Raw genomic sequence first — 22,490 nt, 5'->3', positions numbered from 1 at the left:
TTTTGTTCGTTTGTTATTGGGCGGGCGCTAGCCAGGCAAGCCGACTGGCGCCACGCGTTTAGTCCTCAACTTTGGCCAGACCTTTGCTGACCAACTCCTGAATGTCGTTTTCGCTGTAGCCGATAGTTTTCAAAATGGCAGCCGTGTCCATGCCATGTGAGGGCATTCCGCGCCAGATTTGGCCAGGGTTATTTTTGAATTTCGGCATCACGTTCGGCCCTTTGCAGGTGCGACCATCCATCGTTTGCCACTGGGTGATGGATTCACGGGCCACATACTGTGGATTGCTTTCCAGTTCCGGTACGGTCAGCACTTTGGCGCAGGCGATATTCAGTTCAGCAAAGCGTTCTTTTACTTCCGCGATGGTATGTGTCGCCAGCCAGGCATCGAGTTTCTCTTCAACCAGCGGGCCGTAAGGGCATTCGATACGGTGGATAAGCTGGGTGCCTTCCGGGATTTCCGGCGTACCGAGCAGATGTGCGAGGCCAATATCTTTAAAGCATTCTGCAATCTGAGTAATGCCCACCAGTTCCATCACGATGTAGCCGTCGGCGCATTTGTACAGACCGCAACCGGCGTAGTAGGGATCTTTCCCTTTGGTCATGCGCGGGCACATTTCGCCGCCGTTGAAGTAATCCATCATGAAGTACTGGCCCATACGCAGCATCACTTCATACATGGCGATGTCGATACTTTCGCCTTTTCCGGTTTCGCGCACTTTATGCAGTGCTGCCAGCGCCGCCGTGGTGGTAGTCAGGCCAGAAAAGTAATCGGCGGTATACGGGAAGGCAGGCATTGGCTGGTCAACATCACCGTTCTGAATCAGGTAACCACTGAAGGCCTGGGCGATGGTGTTATAGGCCGGAAGATTGGTGTACTCCTCGGTGCCGTACTGACCAAAACCGGACAGGTGAGCGATAACCAGTTTCGGGTTGTGCTGCCACAGTACTTCATCGGTAATGCCACGACGGGCAAAGGCCGGACCTTTACTGGCTTCGATGAAGATATCGGTGGTTTCCATTAATTTCAGAAACGCTTCGCGGCCTTCATCTTTGAAAATATTTAACGACAGCGCGTGCAAATTGCGGCGGGAGAGCTGCGGGTAGTTAGGTTGAACGCGAATGGTGTCGGCCCAGGCGACGTTCTCGATCCAGATAACTTCCGCCCCCCATTCTGCGAACATTTGCCCGGCAAACGGTCCGGCGATTTCGATACCGGAGAAGACAACGCGCAATCCGGCCAGCGGCCCGAATTTCGGCATGGGTAGATGATCCATTATTAGCTCCTGAAAAATTTGTGTAGCGCATGACTGCCGGACGCGGCGTAAACGCTTTATCCGGCCGACATTCGTGCTCCCGTAGGCCTGATAAGACGCATCAGCGTCGCATCAGGCAGCGCACGGACTTAGCGGTATTGCTTCAGCACCGCACGACCCAGCGTCAGGATCTGCATTTCGTCAGATCCGCCGGAGACGCGGTCTACACGCAGGTCACGCCAGAAGCGGCTGATGCGGTGGTTGCCCGCAATCCCGACACCGCCCAGCACCTGCATTGCGCTATCCACCACTTCAAATGCCGCATTGGCGCAGAAGTATTTGCACATTGCCGCATCACCAGAGGTGATGGTGCCGTTGTCTGCTTTCCACGCTGCTTCATACAGCATGTTTTTCATGGAGTTTAATTTGATCGCCATGTGGGCGAATTTTTCCTGAATCAACTGGAAACGACCAATCGCCTCGCCAAACTGCACGCGTTGGTTGGCGTAGCGCGCCGCATCTTCAAAGGCGCACATCGCCGTACCGTAGTTGGTCAGGGCTACCAGGAAACGTTCATGGTCGAACTCTTCTTTGACGCGGTTAAAGCCGTTACCTTCCCGACCGAACATGTCTTTCTCGTCCAGTTCCACATCGTCAAAGGTGATTTCACAGCAGCTATCCATACGCAGACCGAGCTTCTCAAGTTTGGTCACTTTGATGCCCGGTTTGCTCATATCAACAAACCATTCGGTGTAGACAGGTTTGTCCGGAGAAGCCCCGTCGCGCGCCATCACCACGATGTACGGGGTGTAGGCGCTGCTGGTAATAAAACACTTACTACCATTAAGATAAATCTTACCATCTCTACGGGTATAAGTCGTTTTCAGGCTACCCACGTCAGAGCCCGCGCCCGGTTCGGTAATCGCTGAGTTCCACATCTGCTTACCGGTGCCGCGGAATGCCATAATCTTGTCGATCTGCTCTTGTGTGCCTTCACGCAGGATGGTGTTAAACCCGCCTGGCAACTGATACAACACGTAGGTTGGCGCCCCCAAACGACCCAGTTCCATCCACACGGCGGCGAGGGTAACAAACCCCGCATCCAGACCACCGTGCTCTTCCGGGATCAGCAGGCTGTCGATATCCATATCCGCCAGCGCTTTGACAAAACGCTCCGGGTAGACGCTGTCACGGTCGCACTCGGCAAAATAGGCTTCCCAGTTTTCGCTGGCCATCAGTTCGCGGATACCGGCGACAAACAGTTCCTGCTCATCATTTAAATTAAAATCCATCTTTCAACCTCTTGATATTTTGGGGGTTAATTAATCTTTCCAGTTCTGTTTCGCGTCTTTAATAAACGAGAGCGTCACCATAATGTTGACGAAGAACAGCGGGCATCCTCCGGCGATAATGGCGGTTTGAATCGGTTTCAGGCCGCCGAGCGCCAGCAGAACAATGCCGATAACACCAACCAACACTGACCAGCCGATACGCACCAGCAGTGGCGGTTCTTCACCGTCGCGCACTTCGCGGCAGGTGGACATCGCCAGGGTGTAAGAGCAGGCGTTAATCAGGGTAACGGTGGCAATAAAGCAGAGAATGAAGAAGCCCCACATGGTGGCAGTGCTGAGCGGCAGAGCGGCCCAGGTTTCGATGATGGCGCGCGCCACACCGTACTGTTCGATCAGGTTTGGAATGTTGATGATGTTTTTATCCATCAACAGCAGAGTGTTACTGCCGAGCACGGTCCACAGGATCCAGGTGGATGCTGTCAGCCCCATCACCATACCGAAGCACAGTTCACGCACGGTACGACCACGGGAAATACGCGCCAGGAAGATACTCATCTGGATGGCGTAAATCACCCACCATGCCCAGTAGAACACGGTCCAGCCCTGCGGGAAGCCGCCTTTGCCAACGGCATCGGTATAGAACAACATGCGCGGCAGATACATCAGCAACATCCCCACCGAGTCGGTGAAGTAGTTCATGATGAAGCTGGCGCCGCTGACGATGAATACCCAGCCAAGCATCAGGAAACTCAGATAGCTGCGCACATCGCTGGCGATTTTTACCCCTTTTTGCAGACCACAGGCTACGCAGATAGCGTTGAGGATGATCCAGCAGGTAATGATGATAGCGTCCAGTTGCAGGGTATGCGGAATACCAAACAGATACTGCATACATTCGGTCACCAGCGGCGTGGCAAGACCCAGACTGGTTCCCATTGCGAAGATCAGCGCCACCAGATAGAAGTTATCGACGATAGTGCCAAACAAGCCTTTGGCATGTTTTTCACCGACCAGCGGCACCAGAGTGGAGCTGGGGCGAATCACATCCATTTTGCGGACAAAGAAGAAGTACGCGAAGGCGACGGAAAGGAAGCTGTAAGTGGCCCACGGTAGCGGTCCCCAGTGGAACAAACTGTAGGCCAGCCCCAGTTCTTTCGCGCCAGTGGAGTTTGGCGCTAAAGCAAATGGCGGCGTGGAGATGTAGTAGTAGATCTCAATCGATCCCCAGAACAGTACGGCAGCAGACGTACAGGAGGCGAACATCATAAAGATCCAACTGGCGGTACTAAATTCTGGTGGTTCGTTACCTAAACGCTTTTTGGCATACGGGCCAAACACCAGCCAGAACCAGCCGAAAAGCATCACCACCATATACCATTCAAATGCCCATCCCCATACATTGGTGACGTAACTGAATACAGCATTAATAACGACATTCGCCGCATCCAGATCCCTTACGGTAAGCCAACAAAGTATGCCAACGATTATTAATGGCGGAAAGAACACCTTCGGTTCTATTCCCGTTTTACTCTTTTCTTTTGTCATGAGTTAATTCCACTGTGAAAACGAATATTTATTTTGCGTTCCCGTTTGTTTTATTTTTGTTAACATTTAATATAATTATTATTAACCTCGTGGACGCGTTAATGGCTAACTCATAATGGGTATTCAATTGGCTGCATTCTGTGATGTAAGTCACAGTTTTTCATCGGGTAAAAACAGAGTGTCTTTGTGTAAATATCCATTATTAATCAATATGATGGGTTTGATTGTGAGTAAAAAAATAGCATCTGACTTTCAATATTGGTGATCCATAAAACAATATTGAAAATTTCTCTTTGCTACGCCATGTTTTCAATATTGGTGAGGAGCTTAACAATATTGAAAGTTGGATTTATCTGCGTGTGACATTTTCAATATTGGTGATTAAAGTTTTATTCCCGAATTAAAGGACGTGATATCTGTAATTAACACCACCGATATGAACGACGTTTCCTTCATGATTTCTGGAGATGCAATGAAGATTATTACTTGCTATAAGTGCGTGCCTGATGAACAGGATATTGCGGTCAATAATGCTGATGGTTCGTTAGACTTCAGTAAAGCCGATGCGAAAATAAGCCAATACGATTTGAACGCTATTGAAGCGGCTTGCCAGTTAAAACAGCAGGCGGCAGAGGCGCAGGTGACGGCCTTAAGTGTGGGCGGTAAAGCCCTGACCAACGCCAAAGGGCGTAAAGATGTGCTATCGCGCGGCCCGGATGAACTGATTGTGGTGATTGATGACCAGTTCGAGCAGGCACTGCCGCAACAAACGGCGACTGCACTGGCTGCCGCGGCACAGAAAGCTGGCTTTGATCTGATCCTGTGCGGCGACGGTTCTTCCGACCTTTATGCCCAGCAGGTTGGTCTGCTGGTGGGCGAAATCCTCAATATTCCGGCAGTTAACGGCGTCAGCAAAATTATCTCCCTGACGGCAGATACCCTCACCGTTGAGCGCGAACTGGAAGATGAAACAGAAACCTTAAGCATTCCGCTGCCTGCGGTTATTGCTGTTTCCACTGATATCAACTCCCCACAAATTCCTTCGATGAAAGCCATTCTCGGCGCGGCGAAAAAGCCAGTCCAGGTGTGGTCGGCGGCGGATATCGGTTTTAACGCGGAGGTTGCGTGGTCTGAACAACAGGTTGCCGCGCCGAAACAGCGCGAGCGTCAGCGCATCGTGATTGAAGGCGACGGCGAAGAACAGATCGCCGCATTTGCTGAAAATCTTCGCAAAGTCATTTAATTACAGGGGATGCTATGAACACGTTTTCTCAAGTCTGGGTATTCAGCGATACCCCTTCTCGTCTGCCGGAACTGATGAACGGTGCGCAGGCTTTAGCTAATCAAATCAATGCCTTTGTCCTCAATGATGCCGATGGCGTACAGGCAATCCAGCTCGGCGCTAATCATGTCTGGAAATTAAGCGGCAAACCGGACGATCGGATGATCGAAGATTACGCCAGTGTCATGGCTGACACTATTCGCCAGCACGGCGCAGACGGCCTGGTACTGCTGCCAAACACCCGTCGCGGCAAATTATTGGCGGCAAAACTGGGTTATCGCCTTAAAGCGGCGGTGTCTAACGATGCCAGCACCGTCAGCGTACAGGACGGTAAAGCGACAGTGAAACACATGGTTTACGGCGGTCTGGCGATTGGCGAAGAACGCATTGCCACGCCGTATGCGGTACTGACCATCAGCAGCGGCACGTTCGATGCGGCTCAGCCAGACTCGTCACGTACTGGCGAAACGCACACCGTGGAGTGGCAGGCTCCGGCTGTGGCGATTACCCGCACGGCAACCCAGGCGCGCCAGAGCAACAGCGTCGATCTCGACAAAGCCCGTCTGGTGGTCAGCGTCGGTCGCGGCATTGGCAGCAAAGAGAACATTGCGCTGGCAGAACAGCTTTGCAAGGCGATAGGTGCGGAGTTGGCCTGTTCTCGTCCGGTGGCGGAAAACGAAAAATGGATGGAGCACGAACGCTATGTCGGTATCTCCAACCTGATGCTGAAACCTGAATTGTATCTGGCGGTGGGCATCTCCGGGCAGATCCAGCACATGGTTGGCGCTAACGCGTCGCAAACCATTTTCGCCATCAACAAAGATAAAAATGCGCCGATCTTCCAGTACGCGGATTACGGCATTGTTGGCGACGCCGTGAAGATCCTTCCGGCACTGACCGCAGCTTTAGCGCGTTGAACCACTCTGGCAGGGCTGCATTTCGGCCCTGCCGCTGACAGGGAGCTCTTATGTCCGAAGATATCTTTGACGCCATCATCGTTGGTGCAGGGCTTGCCGGTTCGGTTGCCGCACTGGTGCTCGCCCGCGAAGGGGCGCAAGTGTTAGTTATCGAGCGTGGCAATTCCGCAGGTGCCAAGAACGTCACAGGCGGGCGTCTCTATGCCCACAGTCTGGAACATATTATTCCAGGTTTCGCCGAATCCGCCCCCGTAGAACGCCTGATCACCCATGAAAAACTCGCGTTTATGACGGAAAAGTCAGCGATGACTATGGACTACTGCAATGGTGACGAAACCTCGCCATCCCAGCGTTCTTACTCCGTTTTGCGCAGTAAATTTGATGCCTGGTTGATGGAGCAGGCCGAAGAAGCGGGCGCGCAGTTAATTACCGGGATCCGCGTCGATAACCTCGTACAGCGTGATGGCAAAGTTGTCGGCGTAGAAGCCGATGGCGATGTGATTGAAGCGAAAACGGTGATCCTTGCTGATGGGGTCAACTCCATCCTTGCCGAAAAGCTGGGGATGGCAAAACGCGTTAAACCGACGGATGTGGCGGTTGGCGTGAAGGAACTGATCGAGTTACCGCAGTCGGTTATTGAAGATCGTTTTCAGTTGCAGGGTAATCAGGGCGCGGCTTGCCTGTTTGCGGGTTCCCCCACTGATGGCCTGATGGGCGGTGGCTTCCTTTATACCAATGAAAATACCCTGTCGCTGGGGCTGGTTTGTGGTCTGCATCATCTGCATGACGCGAAAAAATCGGTGCCGCAAATGCTGGAAGATTTCAAGCAGCATCCGGCAGTTGCACCGCTGATCGCGGGCGGCAAGCTGGTGGAATATTCCGCTCACGTAGTGCCGGAAGCAGGCATCAACATGCTACCGGAGCTGGTTGGTGACGGCGTATTGATTGCCGGTGATGCCGCCGGAATGTGTATGAACCTCGGTTTTACCATTCGCGGAATGGATCTGGCGATTGCCGCCGGGGAAGCCGCAGCAAAAACTGTGCTTTCAGCGATGAAAAGCGACGATTTCAGTAAGCAAAAACTGGCGGAATATCGTCAGCATCTTGAGAGTGGCCCGCTGCGCGATATGCGAATGTACCAGAAACTACCGGCGTTCCTTGATAACCCACGCATGTTTAGCGGCTACCCGGAACTGGCGGTGGGCGTGGCGCGTGACCTGTTCACCATTGACGGCAGCGCGCCGGAACTGATGCGCAAGAAAATCCTCCGCCACGGCAAGAAAGTGGGCTTCATCAATCTAATCAAGGATGGCATGAAAGGAGTGACCGTTTTATGACTTCTCCCGTCAATGTGGACGTCAAACTGGGCGTCAATAAATTCAATGTCGATGAAGAGCATCCGCACATTGTTGTGAAGGCCGATGCCGATAAACAGGCGCTGGAGCTGCTGGTGAAAGCGTGCCCCGCAGGTCTGTACAAGAAGCAGGATGACGGCAGTGTGCGCTTCGATTACGCCGGATGTCTGGAGTGCGGCACCTGTCGCATTCTGGGGCTGGGGTCGGCGCTGGAACAGTGGGAATACCCGCGCGGCACCTTTGGTGTGGAGTTCCGTTACGGTTGATGTCGGTTTGATACGTAACGCCGTACTGACTCTCATTGCAAAAAAACAGGAATAACCCATGCAACCGTCCAGAAACTTTGACGATCTTAAATTTTCCTCTATTCACCGCCGCATTTTGCTGTGGGGAAGCGGTGGTCCGTTTCTGGATGGTTATGTACTGGTAATGATTGGCGTGGCACTGGAGCAACTGACTCCGGCGCTGAAACTGGACGCTGACTGGATTGGCTTGCTGGGCGCGGGAACGCTCGCCGGGCTGTTCGTTGGCACATCGCTATTTGGCTATATCTCCGATAAAGTCGGACGGCGCAAAATGTTCCTCATTGATATCATCGCCATCGGCGTGATATCGGTGGCGACGATGTTTGTCTCATCCCCCGTCGAACTGCTGGTGATGCGGGTACTTATCGGCATTGTCATCGGTGCAGATTATCCCATCGCCACCTCAATGATCACCGAGTTCTCCAGTACCCGTCAGCGGGCGTTTTCCATCAGCTTTATCGCCGCCATGTGGTACGTCGGCGCGACCTGCGCCGATCTGGTCGGCTACTGGCTTTATGATGTGGAAGGCGGCTGGCGCTGGATGCTGGGTAGCGCGGCGATCCCTTGTTTGTTGATTTTGATTGGTCGATTCGAACTGCCTGAATCTCCCCGCTGGTTGTTACGCAAAGGGCGAGTGAAAGAGTGCGAAGAGATGATGATCAAACTGTTTGGCGAACCGGTGGCTTTCGAGGAAGAGCAGCCGCAGCAAACCCGTTTTCGCGATCTGTTTAATCGCCGCCATTTTCCTTTTGTTCTGTTTGTTGCCGCCATCTGGACCTGCCAGGTGATCCCCATGTTCGCTATTTACACCTTTGGCCCGCAAATCGTTGGTTTGTTGGGATTGGGTGTTGGCAAAAACGCGGCGCTGGGGAATGTGGTGATTAGCCTGTTCTTTATGCTCGGCTGTATTCCGCCGATGCTGTGGTTAAACACTGCCGGACGGCGTCCATTGTTGATTGGCAGCTTTGCCATGATGACGCTGGCGCTGGCGGTTTTGGGGCTGATCCCGGATATGGGGATCTGGCTGGTAGTAATGGCTTTTGCGGTGTATGCCTTTTTCTCCGGTGGGCCGGGTAATTTGCAGTGGCTCTATCCTAATGAACTCTTCCCGACGGATATTCGGGCTTCAGCCGTGGGCGTGATTATGTCATTAAGCCGTATTGGCACCATTGTTTCGACCTGGGCGCTGCCAATCTTTATCAATAATTACGGCATCAGTAGCACCATGCTGATGGGGGCGGGGATCTCGCTATTTGGCTTGTTGATTTCCGTAGCGTTTGCCCCGGAAACACGTGGGATGTCACTGGCGCAGACCAGCAATATGACGATTCGCAGGCAGCGAGCGGGGTAATTTATTCAGATTTCTCTCTTTTCTGAATCAATATTATTGACTATAAGCCGCGTGAATATATGACTACACTTTGTGGGAAAACAAAGGCGTAAACACGCGGGCTAATAACTATGATCCTCATAATTTATGCGCATCCGTATCCGCATCATTCCCATGCGAATAAACGGATGCTTGAACAGGCAAGGACGCTGGAAGGCGTCGAAATTCGCTCTCTTTATCAACTCTATCCTGACTTCAATATCGATATCGCCGCCGAGCAGGAGGCGCTGTCTCGTGCCGATCTGATCGTCTGGCAGCACCCGATGCAGTGGTACAGCATTCCACCGCTCCTTAAACTTTGGATCGATAAAGTCTTCTCCCACGGCTGGGCTTACGGTCACGGCGGCACGGCGCTGCATGGCAAACATTTGCTGTGGGCGGTGACGACCGGCGGCGGGGAAAGCCATTTTGAGATTGGTGCGCATCCGGGCTTTGATGTGCTGTCGCAGCCGCTACAGGCGACGGCAATCTACTGCGGGCTGAACTGGCTGCCACCGTTTGCCATGCACTGCACCTTTATTTGTGATGACGAAACCCTCGAAGGGCAGGCGCGTCACTATAAACAACGTCTGCTGGAATGGCAGGAGGCACATCATGGATAGTCATACGCTGATTCAGGCGCTGATTTATCTCGGTTCGGCGGCGCTGATTGTACCCATTGCGGTACGCCTTGGTCTGGGATCGGTACTTGGCTACCTGATCGCTGGCTGCATTATTGGCCCGTGGGGGCTGCGACTGGTGACTGATGCCGAATCTATCCTGCACTTTGCTGAAATCGGCGTGGTGCTGATGCTGTTTATTATCGGCCTCGAACTCGATCCACAAAGGCTGTGGAAACTGCGTGCGGCGGTGTTCGGCGGTGGCGCATTGCAGATGGTGATTTGCGGCGGCCTGCTGGGGCTGTTCTGCATGTTACTTGGACTGCGCTGGCAGGTAGCGGAACTGATCGGCATGACGCTGGCGCTCTCCTCTACGGCGATTGCCATGCAGGCGATGAATGAGCGCAATCTGATGATGACGCAGATGGGCCGCAGTGCCTTTGCGGTGCTGCTGTTCCAGGATATCGCGGCGATCCCGCTGGTGGCGATGATCCCGCTACTGGCGGCGAGCAGTGCCTCGACGACGATGGGCGCATTTGCCCTGTCGGCGTTAAAAGTGGCGGGCGCGCTGGTGCTGGTGGTACTGCTGGGGCGCTATGTCACGCGTCCGGCGCTGCGTTTTGTTGCCCGCTCTGGCTTGCGGGAAGTGTTCAGCGCCGTGGCGTTATTCCTCGTGTTTGGCTTTGGTTTGCTGCTGGAAGAGGTCGGCTTGTCGATGGCGATGGGCGCGTTTCTGGCGGGCGTACTGCTGGCAAGCTCGGAATATCGTCATGCGCTGGAAAGCGATATCGAACCGTTTAAAGGTTTGCTACTGGGGCTGTTTTTCATCGGCGTTGGCATGTCGATAGACTTTGGCACGCTGCTTGAAAATCCGTTGCGCATTGTTATTTTGCTGCTCGGTTTCCTCATCATCAAAATCGCCATGCTGTGGCTGATTGCCCGACCGTTGCAGGTGCCAAATAAACAGCGTCGCTGGTTTGCGGTGTTATTAGGGCAGGGCAGTGAGTTTGCCTTTGTGGTATTTGGTGCGGCGCAGATGGCGAATGTGCTGGAGCCAGAGTGGGCGAAATCGCTGACCCTGGCGGTGGCGCTGTCGATGGCGGCAACGCCGATTCTGTTGGTGATCCTCAATCGCCTTGAGCAATCTTCTACTGAAGGAGCGCGTGAAGCCGATGAGATCGACGAAGAACAGCCACGGGTAATCATTGCCGGATTCGGTCGTTTTGGGCAGATCACCGGACGTTTACTGCTCTCCAGCGGGGTGAAAATGGTGGTGCTCGATCACGACCCGGACCATATCGAAACGCTGCGTAAATTCGGCATGAAAGTGTTTTATGGCGATGCCACGCGGATGGATTTACTGGAATCTGCGGGTGCGGCGAAAGCGGAAGTGCTGATTAACGCCATCGACGATCCGCAAACCAACCTGCAACTGACGGAGATGGTGAAAGAACATTTCCCGCATTTGCATATTATTGCCCGCGCCCGCGATGTCGACCACTACATTCGTTTGCGCCAGGCAGGTGTTGAAAAGCCGGAACGTGAAACCTTCGAAGGAGCGCTGAAAATCGGGCGTCTGGCGCTGGAAAGTTTAGGGCTGGGGCCGTATGAAGCGCGAGAACGCGCCGATGTGTTCCGCCGCTTTAATATTCAGATGGTGGAAGAGATGGCAATGGTTGAGAACGATACCAAAGCCCGCGCGGCGGTCTATAAACGCACCAGCGCGATGTTAAGCGAGATCATCACCGAGGACCGGGAACATCTGTCACTCATCCAACGGCATGGCTGGCAGGGTACTGAAGAGGGGAAACATACCGGTAATATGGCGGATGAACCGGAAACGAAACCCTTATCCTAATAAAGAGTGACGTAAATCACGCTTTACAGCTAACTATTTGTTTTTATTTCATTGTATTGCGGCGAGTCCACGAACAGATTATGGACTCGCCAGCAAAATAAAAATTTTCCTCAACATCATCCTCTCGCCAGTCGACGAAGGTTTACGCTTTACGTATAGTGACGACAATTTTTTTTATCGGGAAATTTCAATGATCAGTTTGATTGCGGCGCTAGCGGTAGATCGCGTTATCGGCATGGAAAACGCCATGCCGTGGAATCTGCCTGCCGATCTCGCCTGGTTTAAACGCAACACCTTAAATAAACCTGTGATTATGGGCCGCCATACCTGGGAATCCATCGGTCGCCCGCTGCCAGGACGCAAAAATATTATCCTCAGCAGCCAGCCGGGTACGGACGATCGCGTAACGTGGGTGAAATCGGTTGATGAAGCCATTGCGGCGTGTGGTGACGTACCAGAAATTATGGTGATTGGCGGCGGTCGCGTTTATGAGCAGTTCCTGCCGAAAGCGCAAAAACTGTATCTGACGCATATCGACGCAGAAGTGGAAGGCGACACCCATTTCCCGGATTACGAGCCGGATGACTGGGAATCGGTATTCAGCGAATTCCACGACGCTGATGCGCAGAACTCTCATAGTTATTGCTTTGAGATTCTGGAGCGGCGGTAATTTTTTGCCAGGACTACAAATTGAACGATAAGACGTTTGATTTTACCAGTGAGCGCGATTTTGTGAGTCGCGCTCATTGCGTAGGTCTAAACCTTCAAGCCACTCTACAGTGGAATGAAGTAAACGAGGATGCCATCTCGGCATTAAATGAATTTGCAGAAGAAACTGGATGTTTCTCTGATGAGTACCGGAAGTTTTAAGTTTTTAAACTCTGCTATTTCTGTACAGAAGTCAGAATGTTGAGTATCTGCTAAATACTTTCTTTTTGGTCTATCGTCTGGCGATATATTTTGGATTGTTACACATCACATCGTTGCTGAATAACATCAGCAAAGTGTTTTTTGAATAATCGAATCCAGGTTTGGTCATCAAAAACATCACCGATGATGTCAGGAATTTCAATTATTCGAAGATCGTCAGGACTAGAAAGTAGCAGTTCAAGCAATTCCTTAGTGGGTAACTTCTGGGCGTAGGGAATAGTTTCTGGCGGATAAAGCTGTTTAAGTTGTTGCCAAATATCAATGAGTTGGGTCGTTTTACTTTCTGTTATCCATACATCTTCAGCCATCCTGGTTATGTTCATTATTGACTGCTGAGAGACAGAACAGAAGAAGCCGTAGTCGACAGCAACGCTGATGCAATCACATAGAAAAGCGATTCGCCTGCGATGCCAGGTCCGCTGCTCAGCAAATGGGGGGGCATCTGCTTCGTCAATCATTTCCAGAATAATTTCTCTGGTATTAAGCCCGGTGTTGATTTGTCGCACTTAGATATTTTCCGCTTAATAGGCGCGTATTTGTCTCAGGAATTTTTCATTCCCAAAGCCTTTCTCGCAGCTGCACTAACAGGATAAATTTTTTCTGGCGGCAGGAAGGATTTCGCCTGTGTTGTTTTACCGTTTATCAAAAGGTTATGACACTTTCGCACCAGCGGAGTCAGATCATCAATAGCAACAATCGCGTCTTCGTTAAATTGACTGATCAAGTTACGAGAAATACCAAGCTGTAATGATCGGTGCTCCAGTTTTTTACCATTTATGCTGCGTTCTGGGTCCCACTGAACATACACATTTGCTTGTGCAAATAACGTTTCCCAAATTCCTGCATGTGGATAGACATGGGCTTCCGGCGTGGTTAGCACCGCTTGTTCCAGCAATGCATCAAAAAAGGTGCGTTTGATTCGGATAGCGAGAATGCGTTGTTGATCTTTTTTCAGCCCCCAGTTGCTACGCTCCATCATCCACATAAAAGAGGGTTTAATCCAGGTCATGCGGTTGAATGAAAAAGGGCTGCCAAATCGCCCGCCACGTACGGCGACGTCAGCGATTGCATCATTGTAAGCCTGATAAACCGTGATGGTGTGCTGATTGTAATCAGCACGTATTTCAAAATAGTCAGCCATTATTCCTCCCTGAATGGTAATTCGTTAAGACGCGGCCGCCTCTCCCTCACCCATATCTTTATGCCGGTTCGACGGCTGGACAAAATACTGTTTATCTTCCCAGCGCAGGCAGGTTAATGTACCACCCCAGCAGCAGCCGGTATCCAGCGCGTAAATACCTTCCGGCGTACCTTTGCCTTCCAGCGATGCCCAGTGACCGAAGGCGATGCTGTACTCTTCAGCGACAGGGCCAGGAATCGCAAACCACGGTTTCAGCGGGGCTGGGGCTTCTTCCGGCGATTCTTTGCTGTACATATCCAGTTGACCGTTTGGAAAGCAAAAGCGCATACGGGTAAAGGCGTTGGTGATAAAACGTAATCGCGCCAGACCACGCAAATCTGGTGACCAGTTGTTCGGCATATCGCCGTACATGGCATCGAGGAAGAAAGGGTAAGAGTCGCTTGACAGTACCGCTTCTACGTCACGTGCGCACTCTTTCGCGGTCGGTAAGTCCCACTGCGGCGTGATCCCCGCGTGGGCCATCACCAGCTTTTTCTCTTCATCGATTTGCAACAAAGGCTGACGACGTAGCCAGTTAAGCAGTTCATCGGCATCAGGTGCTTCCAGTAGCGGCGTGAGACGATCTTTTGGTTTGTTGCGGCTTATGCCTGAAAATACTGCCAGCAGATGCAGATCGTGATTGCCCAGCACCAGACGTACGCTGTCGCCTAAGGATTTCACATAGCGCAGAACATCAAGCGAACCAGGACCGCGCGCAACCAGATCGCCCGTCAGCCAGAGAGTATCTTTCCCAGGGGTAAATTCCACTTTATGCAGCAATGCGATCAGTTCATCGTAACAGCCATGAACATCGCCAATAAGGTATGTCGCCATAGTTTTTTAATGAATGAATATTGGAACGGCGAGTCGGAATACGGGAATGTCGATGATAAAGGGAACGCCGTTCTCATCAATCATTTCGTAGTGACCCTGCATGGTGCCCAGCGGCGTTTCGATAATCGCGCCGCTGGTATACTGGTACTCTTCGCCAGGCGCGATATGCGGTTGGACGCCCACCACACCTTCGCCCTGGACTTCTGTTTCACGGCCATTGCCGTTAGTGATCAGCCAGTAACGCCCCAACAACTGCACTGGCGCTCGCCCCAGGTTGCGTATGGTTACGGTATAAGAAAAAACGTAACGTTCATTATCAGGTGAAGATTGTGCCTCAATGTAGACGCTTTGAACCTGAATACACACTCGGGGCGAATTGATCATCGTTAACTCTCCTGCAAAGGCGCGTTCTCCGCCAGATAGTTCGCCATCTGGCAATATTGCGCGACAGAGATATTTTCCGCTCGCATCGCCGGGTCGATCCCCATTCCCGTTAACACCTCGACGCTAAACAGGTTGCCGAGGCTGTTACGAATGGTTTTACGACGCTGGTTAAAGGCTTCAGTGGTGATACGACTCAGCACGCGAACATCTTTAACCGGGTGAGGCATCGTTGCATGAGGAACCAGGCGCACGACGGCGGAATCCACTTTGGGTGGTGGTGTAAAGGCTGATGGCGGCACTTCCAGCACCGGGATCACGTTGCAATAGTATTGCGCCATGACGCTTAATCGACCATACGCCTTGCTGTTCGGTCCTGCAACCAGACGATTCACCACCTCTTTTTGCAACATAAAGTGCATGTCGGCAATGGCATCAGTATAGCTAAACAGATGGAACATCAACGGTGTGGAGATGTTATACGGCAGGTTGCCGAAAACACGCAGCGGCTGGCCCATTTTCTCTGCCAGTTCACCGAAGTTGAAAGTCATCGCATCCTGCTGATAAATCGTCAGTTTCGGGCCTAAGAACGGATGCGTTTGCAGGCGCGCTGCCAGATCACGGTCAAGTTCGATGACTGTCAGCTGGTCCAGTCGTTCGCCAACCGGTTCGGTTAAAGCTGCCAGACCGGGGCCGATTTCGACCATTGCCTGGCCCTTTTGCGGGTTAATGGCAGAAACAATACTGTCGATCACGAACTGATCGTTGAGAAAGTTTTGCCCGAAGCGTTTACGGGCTAAATGGCCCTGGTGGACTCGATTATTCATTGGGTATTAACAATCATTTTGATGGCGAGATTAAGCGCCGTAATAAAACTGCCGACATCGGCTTTGCCACGTCCCGCCAGTTCAAGCGCGGTGCCGTGGTCCACTGATGTGCGAATAAAGGGCAGGCCCAGCGTAATGTTCACACCGCGCCCGAAGCCCTGGTATTTTAGCACGGGAAGACCCTGATCGTGGTACATCGCCAGCACGGCGTCGGCGTTGTCGAGATATTTCGGCTGAAACAGGGTATCGGCAGGCAACGGCCCGTTGAGTTTCATCCCCTGCGCCCGCAGTTCGTCGAGAACGGGAATGATGGTGTCTATCTCTTCCGTGCCCATATGACCGCCTTCGCCCGCGTGCGGATTCAGGCCACAGACCAGAATCCGCGGTTCGGCAATACCAAATTTGGTTCGCAAATCGTGATGCAAAATAGCAATCACTTCGTGCAGAAGCGCAGGGGTGATGGCGTCAGCAATATCGCGCAGCGGTAAATGCGTTGTTGCCAGCGCTACGCGAAGTTCTTCGGTTGCCAGCATCATCACCACTTTTTTCGCCTGCGAGCGTTCTTCAAAAAACTCGGTATGACCGGTAAACGGAATGCCTGCGTCGTTGATAACGCCTTTATGCACCGGACCTGTGATCAGCGCGGCAAATTCGCCGTTAAGGCAACCGTCGCATGCGCGTGCCAGCGTCTCCACCACATAATGCCCATTCTCAACTGCTAATTGTCCCGCATTGGCAGGTACACGTAGTGCAATGGGAAGTAGCGTCAGCGTTCCCGCAGATTGCGGTTGCGCAGGGGAGTCGGGGGAATAAGGGCGGAGGTTAAGCGGTAAACCGAGCATCGCTGCCCGGTCGGTAAGGAGAGTGGCATCGGCACAAACAACCAGTTCTACCGGCCACTCTCGTTGTGCAAGCTGGACAACTAAGTCCGGGCCAATCCCGGCGGGTTCGCCGGGAGTGATCACAACACGTTGGGGTTTAACCATTAGTTGCTCAAAATTTTCACATAAGCGCTGGCGCGTTGTTCCTGCATCCAGCTTGCTGCTTCTTCCGAGAACTTACGGTTCATCAGCATGCGGTATGCACGATCTTTTTGCGCCGCATCGGTTTTATCGACGTTACGGGTGTCCAGCAGTTCGATTAAATGCCAGCCGAATGAAGAGTGAACCGGTGCACTCATTTGACCTTTATTCATGCGGGTCAACGCATCACGGAAGGCTGGATCGAAAATATCTGGCGTAGCCCAACCGAGATCGCCGCCCTGATTTGCAGAGCCAGGATCCTGAGAGAACTCTTTTGCTGCGGCAGCAAATGTGGTTTTACCGCTCTTGATATCCGCAGCAATTTGTTCCAGTTTCACGCGGGCCTGTTCGTCAGTCATGATAGGCGACGGTTTCAGCAGAATATGGCGAGCATGAACTTCGGTCACCGAGATATTTTTGCTTTCGCCGCGCAGGTCGTTAACTTTCAGAATATGGAAGCCAACGCCGGAACGAATTGGGCCAACAATGTCGCCTTTCTTCGCGGTGCTTAATGCCTGGGCGAAGATCCCCGGCAGCTCCTGAATGCGACCCCAGCCCATTTGGCCGCCGTTCAGCGCTTGCTGATCGGCAGAGTGAGCGATAGCCAGTTTGCCGAAGTCTGCACCGTTACGTGCCTGATCGACAATGGCACGCGCCTGAGTTTCCGCCTCATTCACCTGTTCAGAAGACGGGTTTTCCGGCAGCGGGATCAGGATGTGGCTTAAGTTCAGTTCAGTGCTGGCATCATTTTGATTACCGACTTGCTGCGCCAGAGCTTCAACTTCCTGTGGCAGGATAGTGATGCGACGACGCACTTCGTTGTTGCGCACTTCCGAGATAATCATCTCTTTGCGGATCTGATTACGATAGGTGTTGTAGTTCAGACCATCGTAAGCCAGACGGCTGCGCATCTGATCCAGCGTCATGTTGTTCTGTTTGGCAATGTTGGCAATCGCCTGATCAAGCTGCTCATCGGAGATTTTAACCCCCATTTTCTGCCCCATCTGCAGGAGGATTTGATCCATGATCAAACGTTCCATGATTTGGTGGCGCAGCGTAGCGTCATCAGGAAGTTGCTGCCTTGCCTGGGCAGCGTTCATTTTTACCGACTGCATTAATCCATCAACGTCGCTTTCCAGCACGACGCCGTTATTGACGACGGCTGCGACTTTATCGACTACCTGGGGGGCAGCGAAACTGGTATTCGCAATCATGGCGATACCGAGAAGCAGCGTTTTCCAGTTCTTCATACTTTTTCCATTTCAATTAACCGCACTGCGGATTACGTGGTAAATCAACAAATCACAAAGAGTTTTGATACGGCAGAATGTTCGAACGCAGCATCTCTTGCGTACCCAGACCGTAGTTGGAACTCAGGCCACGAAGTTCGATGTTAAAGCCGATTGCGTTGTCATATATCGCATGTTGTTTATCGTTATCCCAACCGTTCAGCTTACGCTCATAACCGACGCGAATCGCATAGCAGCAGGAGCTGTATTGCACACCTAACATTGAGTCGGCTTGTTTGTTCGCGTTGGTGTCGTAGTAGTACGCCCCGACAATCGACCAACGATCGGCGATTGGCCAGCTAGCGACTGCACCCACCTGCGAAATGCCATTCTTATACTGCTCGGCAGTGGAATAGTATTTAGGCAGTGTAGCCTGAATATATTCCGGGCTGGCGTAGCGATAGTTCAGCTGTACCAGACGGTCTTCATCCCGACGGTATTCAATGCTGGTGTTACTGGTGGCTACGTTATCAAGACGAGTATCGTACTGAATACCGCCACGCAATCCCCAGCGCTCGGAGATGCGCCAGTAGGTATCGCCTGCCCATACCAGTGAGCCCGTTTTGTCGTCATTCTCCCATGTTATGTTGTCATCGCCAGTGCGAGACTCCGTGAAATAGTAGATTTGACCAACGGAAATATTAAAACGTTCAACGGCTGCATCATCATATACGCGAGTTGTGATACCGGTCGTGACCTGGTTCGCGGAAGCAATACGGTCAAGACCGCCATAAGTCCGGTCCCGGAACAGGCCCGAGTAGTCGGATTGCAGCAATGAGGAGTCATAGTTATAGATGTCGCTCTGATCGCGATACGGCACATACAGGTATTGTGCGCGCGGCTCCAGCGTCTGGGTGTAACCCGGCGCCAGCATTTCCATATCACGTTCGAAGACCATTTTGCCGTCAACTTTAAATTGCGGCATTACGCGGTTAACAGAATCTGCCAACTTATTGTTTTGTGGGTTGCTGTTATACCAGTCGAGATTGGTCTGCTGATAATGGGTAGCCAGCAGCTTCGCTTCGGTATTGATACTGCCCCAGGTGTTAGATAACGGCAGGTTGATCGTCGGCTCCAGATGAACGCGAGTAGCCTCCGGCATATTGCTGTTTGTATTAACAAAATGCACAGCCTGACCATAAACTCGGGTATCAAACGGGCCGAGATCGTTATGGTAGTAGTTGACGTCTAACTGTGGTTCAGCGGCATAGCTGTTGCCACTGGTATCATCAAAAACCTGGAATTGTTTAGTCGAAAGCGTGGCGTCAAAGTTCTGCACCGCATAGCCCACGCTGAATTTTTGCGTGGCATAACCATCGGTACTGGAACCATATTTATTATCAAAATCATTGAAATAGGTCGGGTCGCTGACTTTGGTGTAGTCGATGTTAAAGCGCCAAACCTGGTCCATCACTCCGGAGTGTTGCCAGTAGAACAACCAACGGCGTGAATTGCTATCTTCTGGATGTTCATCTTCATAGACTTTATCCGAAGGCAGATAGTCCAGTTCCATCAAGCCTGCGCCGGCCTGGGTGAGATAACGGAATTCGTTTTCCCACATAATGTTGCCACGACGATGCATATAATGCGGCGTGATGGTGGCATCCATATTTGGCGCAATGTTCCAGTAATACGGCAGGTAGAACTCAAAGTAGTTGGTGGTGGTGTACTTGGCGTTCGGGATCAAGAAACCAGAACGGCGTTTGTCACCCACCGGCAACTGTAAATAGGGGCTGTAAAAGATCGGAACCGGACCCACTTTAAAACGGGCGTTCCAGATCTCCGCGACTTGTTCTTCGCGGTCATGAATAATTTCGCTACCCACCACGCTCCAGGTATCAGAACCTGGCAGACAGGAGGTAAAAGAACCGTTATCCAGAATGGTGTAGCGGTTTTCGCCACGCTGTTTCATCAGGTCTGCTTTACCGCGCCCCTGACGCCCCACCATCTGATAATCACCTTCCCAGACGTTGGTGTCTTTGGTGTTCAGATTCGTCCAGCCTTTTGGCCCTTTGAGGATCACCTGGTTATCGTCGTAATGGACATTACCGAGCGCATCGACGGTACGTATCGGCTCCGGTTGTCCTGGCGCCTCTTTTTGATGAAGCTGTACTTCATCGGCCTGCAGACGGCTGTTACCCTGCATGATATCCACGCTGCCGCTAAACACGGCGTCATCGGGGTAGTTCCCCTTTGCATGGTCAGCATTAATCGTCACGGGTAGGTCATTGGTATCGCCCTGTACCAGAGGACGGTCATAGCTTGGCACGCCCAACATGCACTGTGAGGCGAGGTCGGCTGCCAGTCCCTGTTGACTATAAAGGGCGGTGGCAATCATGGTGGCCAGGAGAGTGGGGATACGTTTTTTCATACGTTGATTTTATTGTTCCATCATCGGTAACGTTGCGCGTGACAAACGGTCAGAGACTAACGTACTCGTCATCTCTACGCTAGTGTTAATCCTGTCCGAATAGCGTCTGTGGTGTTAGGCACGGCATTGAATGACAGGTATGATAATGCAAATTATAGGCGATGTCCCACAATTGACCGCAGCCGGAAAACGGTAAAAGCACCTTTATATTGTGGGAGATAGCGCTGGTTTCCGTAAGTCCATTTGGGGAATATATGCAGTATTGGGGAAAAATCATTGGCGTGGCCGTGGCCTTACTGATGGGCGGCGGCTTTTGGGGCGTAGTATTGGGCCTGTTAATTGGCCATATGTTTGATAAAGCCCGTAGCCGCAAGATGGCGTGGTTCGCCAACCAGCGCGAGCGTCAGGCGCTGTTTTTTGCCACCACTTTTGAAGTGATGGGGCATTTAACCAAATCCAAAGGTCGCGTTACCGAGGCTGATATTCATATCGCCAGCCAGCTGATGGAGCGAATGAATCTTCATGGTGCTTCCCGTACTGCGGCACAAAATGCGTTCCGGGTGGGAAAATCAGACAATTACCCACTGCGCGAAAAGATGCGTCAGTTCCGCAGTGTCTGCTTCGGGCGTTTTGATTTAATTCGTATGTTTCTGGAGATCCAGATTCAGGCGGCATTTGCTGATGGTTCGCTGCATCCGAATGAGCGAGCGGTGCTGTATGTCATTGCTGAAGAATTAGGCATCTCCCGCGCCCAGTTTGATCAGTTTCTGCGCATGATGCAGGGCGGTGCACAGTTTGGCGGCGGTTATCAGCAGCAGTCCGGCGGTGGTAACTGGCAGCAAGCGCAGCGTGGCCCGACGCTGGAAGATGCCTGTAATGTGCTGGGCGTGAAGCCAACGGATGAGGCGACCACCATTAAACGCGCCTACCGTAAGCTGATGAGTGAACACCATCCGGATAAGCTGGTGGCGAAAGGTTTGCCGCCTGAGATGATGGAGATGGCGAAGCAGAAAGCACAGGAAATTCAGCAGGCGTATGAGCTGATTAAGCAGCAGAAAGGATTTAAATAAGTTTCAAATTGTAGGCCTGATAAGACGCGGTCCGCGTCGCATCAGGCAATCGGCGCAAAATTGCCGGATGCGGCGTGAACGCCTTCTCCGGCCTACCGAACTTCGCCAGCGTGACGATTAAAAATCCGCTGGCGCTTTAAACGTCATACTATTGCCATACGCCGGATGGGTAATCGTCAGCATCTCCGCATGCAGCAACAAACGCGGTGCCATTGCTCTCGCTTCTGGTGATGCATAAAAACGATCGCCGAGAATCGGATGACCCAGCGCCAGCATATGCACACGCAACTGATGCGAACGCCCGGTAATCGGTTTTAACACCACTCTTGCCGTGTTATCCGCCGCATACTCCACCACTTCATATTCCGTCTGCGCAGGCTTGCCCGTTTCGTAACAGACTTTCTGTTTCGGGCGGTTTGGCCAGTCGCAAATCAGCGGCAGATCCACCAGACCTTCCGCAGGGGATGGATGCCCCCAGACGCGGGCCACATACTGCTTTTTCGGCTCGCGCTCGCGGAACTGGCGTTTTAACTCCCGCTCCGCGGCTTTGGTCAGCGCCACTACAATCACCCCGCTGGTAGCCATATCCAGACGATGCACCGATTCTGCCTGCGGATAATCACGCTGAATGCGCGTCATCACGCTGTCTTTGTGCTCTTCCAGACGACCCGGCACAGACAACAAACCGCTCGGCTTGTTGACCACCATAATGTGGTCATCCTGATACAGGATAACCAGCCAGGGTTCCTGCGGTGGATTGTAGTTTTCCATCCCCATTTTCGGCTCCG

General features: G+C 52.2%; 22 protein-coding genes. 10 read left to right on the top strand and 12 right to left on the bottom strand.

The window, feature by feature from the left end; translation table 11 throughout:
- Positions 1 to 58: 58 nt before the first annotated feature.
- From caiB to caiT, 3 genes are all read right to left on the bottom strand, one after another.
- Positions 59 to 1,276, bottom strand: coding sequence for an L-carnitine CoA-transferase (gene caiB, locus D9597_RS03790; RefSeq protein ID WP_130221655.1), 1,218 nt, complete (start codon positions 1,274 to 1,276; stop codon positions 59 to 61).
- A 128-nt stretch (positions 1,277 to 1,404) separates the two neighbouring features.
- The gene (gene caiA / locus D9597_RS03785) at positions 1,405 to 2,547 is read right to left on the bottom strand and encodes a crotonobetainyl-CoA dehydrogenase (protein WP_130217474.1); all 1,143 of its coding nucleotides are present in this window, start codon (positions 2,545 to 2,547) and stop codon (positions 1,405 to 1,407) included.
- A gap of 30 nt (positions 2,548 to 2,577) precedes the next feature.
- On the bottom strand, positions 2,578 to 4,092 hold the full coding sequence (caiT, locus tag D9597_RS03780; RefSeq protein WP_130221654.1) for an L-carnitine/gamma-butyrobetaine antiporter: 1,515 nt from the start codon (positions 4,090 to 4,092) through the stop codon (positions 2,578 to 2,580).
- A 472-nt stretch (positions 4,093 to 4,564) separates the two neighbouring features.
- Here caiT and D9597_RS03775 point away from each other — a divergent pair, with 472 nt between their 5' ends.
- The 9 genes from D9597_RS03775 (at position 4,565) to D9597_RS03735 (ending at position 12,668) form a co-directional block, all read left to right on the top strand.
- Positions 4,565 to 5,335 (top strand): electron transfer flavoprotein FixA, encoded by a 771-nt coding sequence (locus D9597_RS03775; protein WP_130221653.1) that lies wholly within the window; start codon positions 4,565 to 4,567, stop codon positions 5,333 to 5,335.
- A gap of 14 nt (positions 5,336 to 5,349) precedes the next feature.
- Entirely contained in the window at positions 5,350 to 6,291 is a 942-nt protein-coding gene (locus D9597_RS03770; protein ID WP_130217468.1) for an electron transfer flavoprotein subunit alpha/FixB family protein, read from the top strand.
- Between the two features lie 50 nt (positions 6,292 to 6,341).
- On the top strand, positions 6,342 to 7,628 hold the full coding sequence (locus D9597_RS03765; protein WP_130221652.1) for an FAD-dependent oxidoreductase: 1,287 nt from the start codon (positions 6,342 to 6,344) through the stop codon (positions 7,626 to 7,628).
- Positions 7,625 to 7,912: a ferredoxin-like protein FixX gene (gene fixX / locus D9597_RS03760; protein ID WP_000203741.1), complete on the top strand. Its 288-nt coding sequence runs from the start codon at positions 7,625 to 7,627 to the stop codon at positions 7,910 to 7,912. Before D9597_RS03765 ends, fixX begins: the two co-directional genes overlap by 4 nt.
- A gap of 58 nt (positions 7,913 to 7,970) precedes the next feature.
- Positions 7,971 to 9,302: an MFS transporter gene (locus tag D9597_RS03755; protein ID WP_130204863.1), complete on the top strand. Its 1,332-nt coding sequence runs from the start codon at positions 7,971 to 7,973 to the stop codon at positions 9,300 to 9,302.
- 110 nt (positions 9,303 to 9,412) lie between these two features.
- Entirely contained in the window at positions 9,413 to 9,943 is a 531-nt protein-coding gene (gene kefF, locus D9597_RS03750) for a glutathione-regulated potassium-efflux system oxidoreductase KefF (RefSeq protein ID WP_000600725.1), read from the top strand.
- Positions 9,936 to 11,798 (top strand): glutathione-regulated potassium-efflux system protein KefC, encoded by a 1,863-nt coding sequence (kefC, locus tag D9597_RS03745; RefSeq protein ID WP_130221651.1) that lies wholly within the window; start codon positions 9,936 to 9,938, stop codon positions 11,796 to 11,798. The genes kefF and kefC overlap by 8 nt, the downstream gene beginning before the upstream one ends.
- Before the next feature lie 190 nt (positions 11,799 to 11,988).
- Positions 11,989 to 12,468 carry a type 3 dihydrofolate reductase gene (gene folA / locus D9597_RS03740; RefSeq protein WP_000624375.1) on the top strand — a complete coding sequence of 160 codons (480 nt, stop codon included), beginning with the start codon at positions 11,989 to 11,991 and terminating at the stop codon, positions 12,466 to 12,468.
- A 20-nt stretch (positions 12,469 to 12,488) separates the two neighbouring features.
- Positions 12,489 to 12,668, top strand: coding sequence for a type II toxin-antitoxin system CcdA family antitoxin (locus D9597_RS03735; protein WP_000998542.1), 180 nt, complete (start codon positions 12,489 to 12,491; stop codon positions 12,666 to 12,668).
- 98 nt (positions 12,669 to 12,766) lie between these two features.
- Here D9597_RS03735 and D9597_RS03730 read toward each other — a convergent pair whose 3' ends face one another.
- The 8 genes from D9597_RS03730 to lptD are packed head-to-tail and all read right to left on the bottom strand — an operon-like array spanning position 12,767 to position 20,632.
- Positions 12,767 to 13,234, bottom strand: coding sequence for a hypothetical protein (locus D9597_RS03730; protein ID WP_130221650.1), 468 nt, complete (start codon positions 13,232 to 13,234; stop codon positions 12,767 to 12,769).
- A gap of 35 nt (positions 13,235 to 13,269) precedes the next feature.
- On the bottom strand, positions 13,270 to 13,869 hold the full coding sequence (locus tag D9597_RS03725; RefSeq protein WP_130221649.1) for a DUF4291 domain-containing protein: 600 nt from the start codon (positions 13,867 to 13,869) through the stop codon (positions 13,270 to 13,272).
- A gap of 24 nt (positions 13,870 to 13,893) precedes the next feature.
- Positions 13,894 to 14,742, bottom strand: coding sequence for a bis(5'-nucleosyl)-tetraphosphatase (symmetrical) ApaH (gene apaH, locus D9597_RS03720; protein ID WP_130221648.1), 849 nt, complete (start codon positions 14,740 to 14,742; stop codon positions 13,894 to 13,896).
- A 6-nt stretch (positions 14,743 to 14,748) separates the two neighbouring features.
- Positions 14,749 to 15,126 carry a Co2+/Mg2+ efflux protein ApaG gene (gene apaG / locus D9597_RS03715; RefSeq protein WP_130204873.1) on the bottom strand — a complete coding sequence of 126 codons (378 nt, stop codon included), beginning with the start codon at positions 15,124 to 15,126 and terminating at the stop codon, positions 14,749 to 14,751.
- 2 nt (positions 15,127 to 15,128) lie between these two features.
- Positions 15,129 to 15,950, bottom strand: a complete 822-nt coding sequence (gene rsmA / locus D9597_RS03710; protein ID WP_001065381.1) for a 16S rRNA (adenine(1518)-N(6)/adenine(1519)-N(6))-dimethyltransferase RsmA — start codon at positions 15,948 to 15,950, stop codon at positions 15,129 to 15,131.
- Positions 15,947 to 16,936: a 4-hydroxythreonine-4-phosphate dehydrogenase PdxA gene (gene pdxA / locus D9597_RS03705; protein ID WP_130221647.1), complete on the bottom strand. Its 990-nt coding sequence runs from the start codon at positions 16,934 to 16,936 to the stop codon at positions 15,947 to 15,949. The genes rsmA and pdxA overlap by 4 nt, the downstream gene beginning before the upstream one ends.
- Positions 16,936 to 18,222, bottom strand: a complete 1,287-nt coding sequence (surA, locus tag D9597_RS03700) for a peptidylprolyl isomerase SurA (RefSeq protein ID WP_105289210.1) — start codon at positions 18,220 to 18,222, stop codon at positions 16,936 to 16,938. Before surA ends, pdxA begins: the two co-directional genes overlap by 1 nt.
- Positions 18,223 to 18,274: 52 nt before the next feature.
- The gene (gene lptD, locus D9597_RS03695; protein ID WP_130217452.1) at positions 18,275 to 20,632 is read right to left on the bottom strand and encodes an LPS assembly protein LptD; all 2,358 of its coding nucleotides are present in this window, start codon (positions 20,630 to 20,632) and stop codon (positions 18,275 to 18,277) included.
- Positions 20,633 to 20,886: 254 nt separating this feature from the next.
- On the opposite strand from lptD, the gene djlA reads away from it, so the two are divergent.
- A complete protein-coding gene (gene djlA / locus D9597_RS03690) occupies positions 20,887 to 21,702 on the top strand; it encodes a co-chaperone DjlA (RefSeq protein ID WP_130204881.1) in 816 nt (271 codons plus the stop codon).
- A 117-nt stretch (positions 21,703 to 21,819) separates the two neighbouring features.
- On the opposite strand, the gene rluA is transcribed toward djlA, so the two are convergent.
- Positions 21,820 to 22,479, bottom strand: a complete 660-nt coding sequence (gene rluA, locus D9597_RS03685) for a bifunctional tRNA pseudouridine(32) synthase/23S rRNA pseudouridine(746) synthase RluA (protein WP_000525176.1) — start codon at positions 22,477 to 22,479, stop codon at positions 21,820 to 21,822.
- Between the last annotated feature and the right edge of the window lie 11 nt (positions 22,480 to 22,490).

Source organism: Escherichia sp. E13S3 (assembly GCF_004212325.1).
GTDB lineage: Bacteria > Pseudomonadota > Gammaproteobacteria > Enterobacterales > Enterobacteriaceae > Escherichia.
Note: the sequence above shows the minus strand (reverse complement) of the source record. Positions and strands in the feature narration are given on the sequence as shown.

Coding starts and splice junctions, on each gene's coding strand:
- kefF (WP_000600725.1), top strand. CDS start 9,413: ATGATCCTCATAATTTATGCGCATCCGTATCCGCATCATTCCCATGCG.
- rluA (WP_000525176.1), bottom strand. CDS start 22,479: ATGGGGATGGAAAACTACAATCCACCGCAGGAACCCTGGCTGGTTATC.
- D9597_RS03725 (WP_130221649.1), bottom strand. CDS start 13,869: ATGGCTGACTATTTTGAAATACGTGCTGATTACAATCAGCACACCATC.
- D9597_RS03755 (WP_130204863.1), top strand. CDS start 7,971: ATGCAACCGTCCAGAAACTTTGACGATCTTAAATTTTCCTCTATTCAC.
- lptD (WP_130217452.1), bottom strand. CDS start 20,632: ATGAAAAAACGTATCCCCACTCTCCTGGCCACCATGATTGCCACCGCC.
- D9597_RS03765 (WP_130221652.1), top strand. CDS start 6,342: ATGTCCGAAGATATCTTTGACGCCATCATCGTTGGTGCAGGGCTTGCC.
- caiB (WP_130221655.1), bottom strand. CDS start 1,276: ATGGATCATCTACCCATGCCGAAATTCGGGCCGCTGGCCGGATTGCGC.
- apaG (WP_130204873.1), bottom strand. CDS start 15,126: ATGATCAATTCGCCCCGAGTGTGTATTCAGGTTCAAAGCGTCTACATT.
- caiT (WP_130221654.1), bottom strand. CDS start 4,092: ATGACAAAAGAAAAGAGTAAAACGGGAATAGAACCGAAGGTGTTCTTT.
- apaH (WP_130221648.1), bottom strand. CDS start 14,742: ATGGCGACATACCTTATTGGCGATGTTCATGGCTGTTACGATGAACTG.
- D9597_RS03770 (WP_130217468.1), top strand. CDS start 5,350: ATGAACACGTTTTCTCAAGTCTGGGTATTCAGCGATACCCCTTCTCGT.
- folA (WP_000624375.1), top strand. CDS start 11,989: ATGATCAGTTTGATTGCGGCGCTAGCGGTAGATCGCGTTATCGGCATG.
- kefC (WP_130221651.1), top strand. CDS start 9,936: ATGGATAGTCATACGCTGATTCAGGCGCTGATTTATCTCGGTTCGGCG.
- djlA (WP_130204881.1), top strand. CDS start 20,887: ATGCAGTATTGGGGAAAAATCATTGGCGTGGCCGTGGCCTTACTGATG.
- D9597_RS03775 (WP_130221653.1), top strand. CDS start 4,565: ATGAAGATTATTACTTGCTATAAGTGCGTGCCTGATGAACAGGATATT.
- fixX (WP_000203741.1), top strand. CDS start 7,625: ATGACTTCTCCCGTCAATGTGGACGTCAAACTGGGCGTCAATAAATTC.
- caiA (WP_130217474.1), bottom strand. CDS start 2,547: ATGGATTTTAATTTAAATGATGAGCAGGAACTGTTTGTCGCCGGTATC.
- surA (WP_105289210.1), bottom strand. CDS start 18,222: ATGAAGAACTGGAAAACGCTGCTTCTCGGTATCGCCATGATTGCGAAT.
- pdxA (WP_130221647.1), bottom strand. CDS start 16,936: ATGGTTAAACCCCAACGTGTTGTGATCACTCCCGGCGAACCCGCCGGG.
- rsmA (WP_001065381.1), bottom strand. CDS start 15,950: ATGAATAATCGAGTCCACCAGGGCCATTTAGCCCGTAAACGCTTCGGG.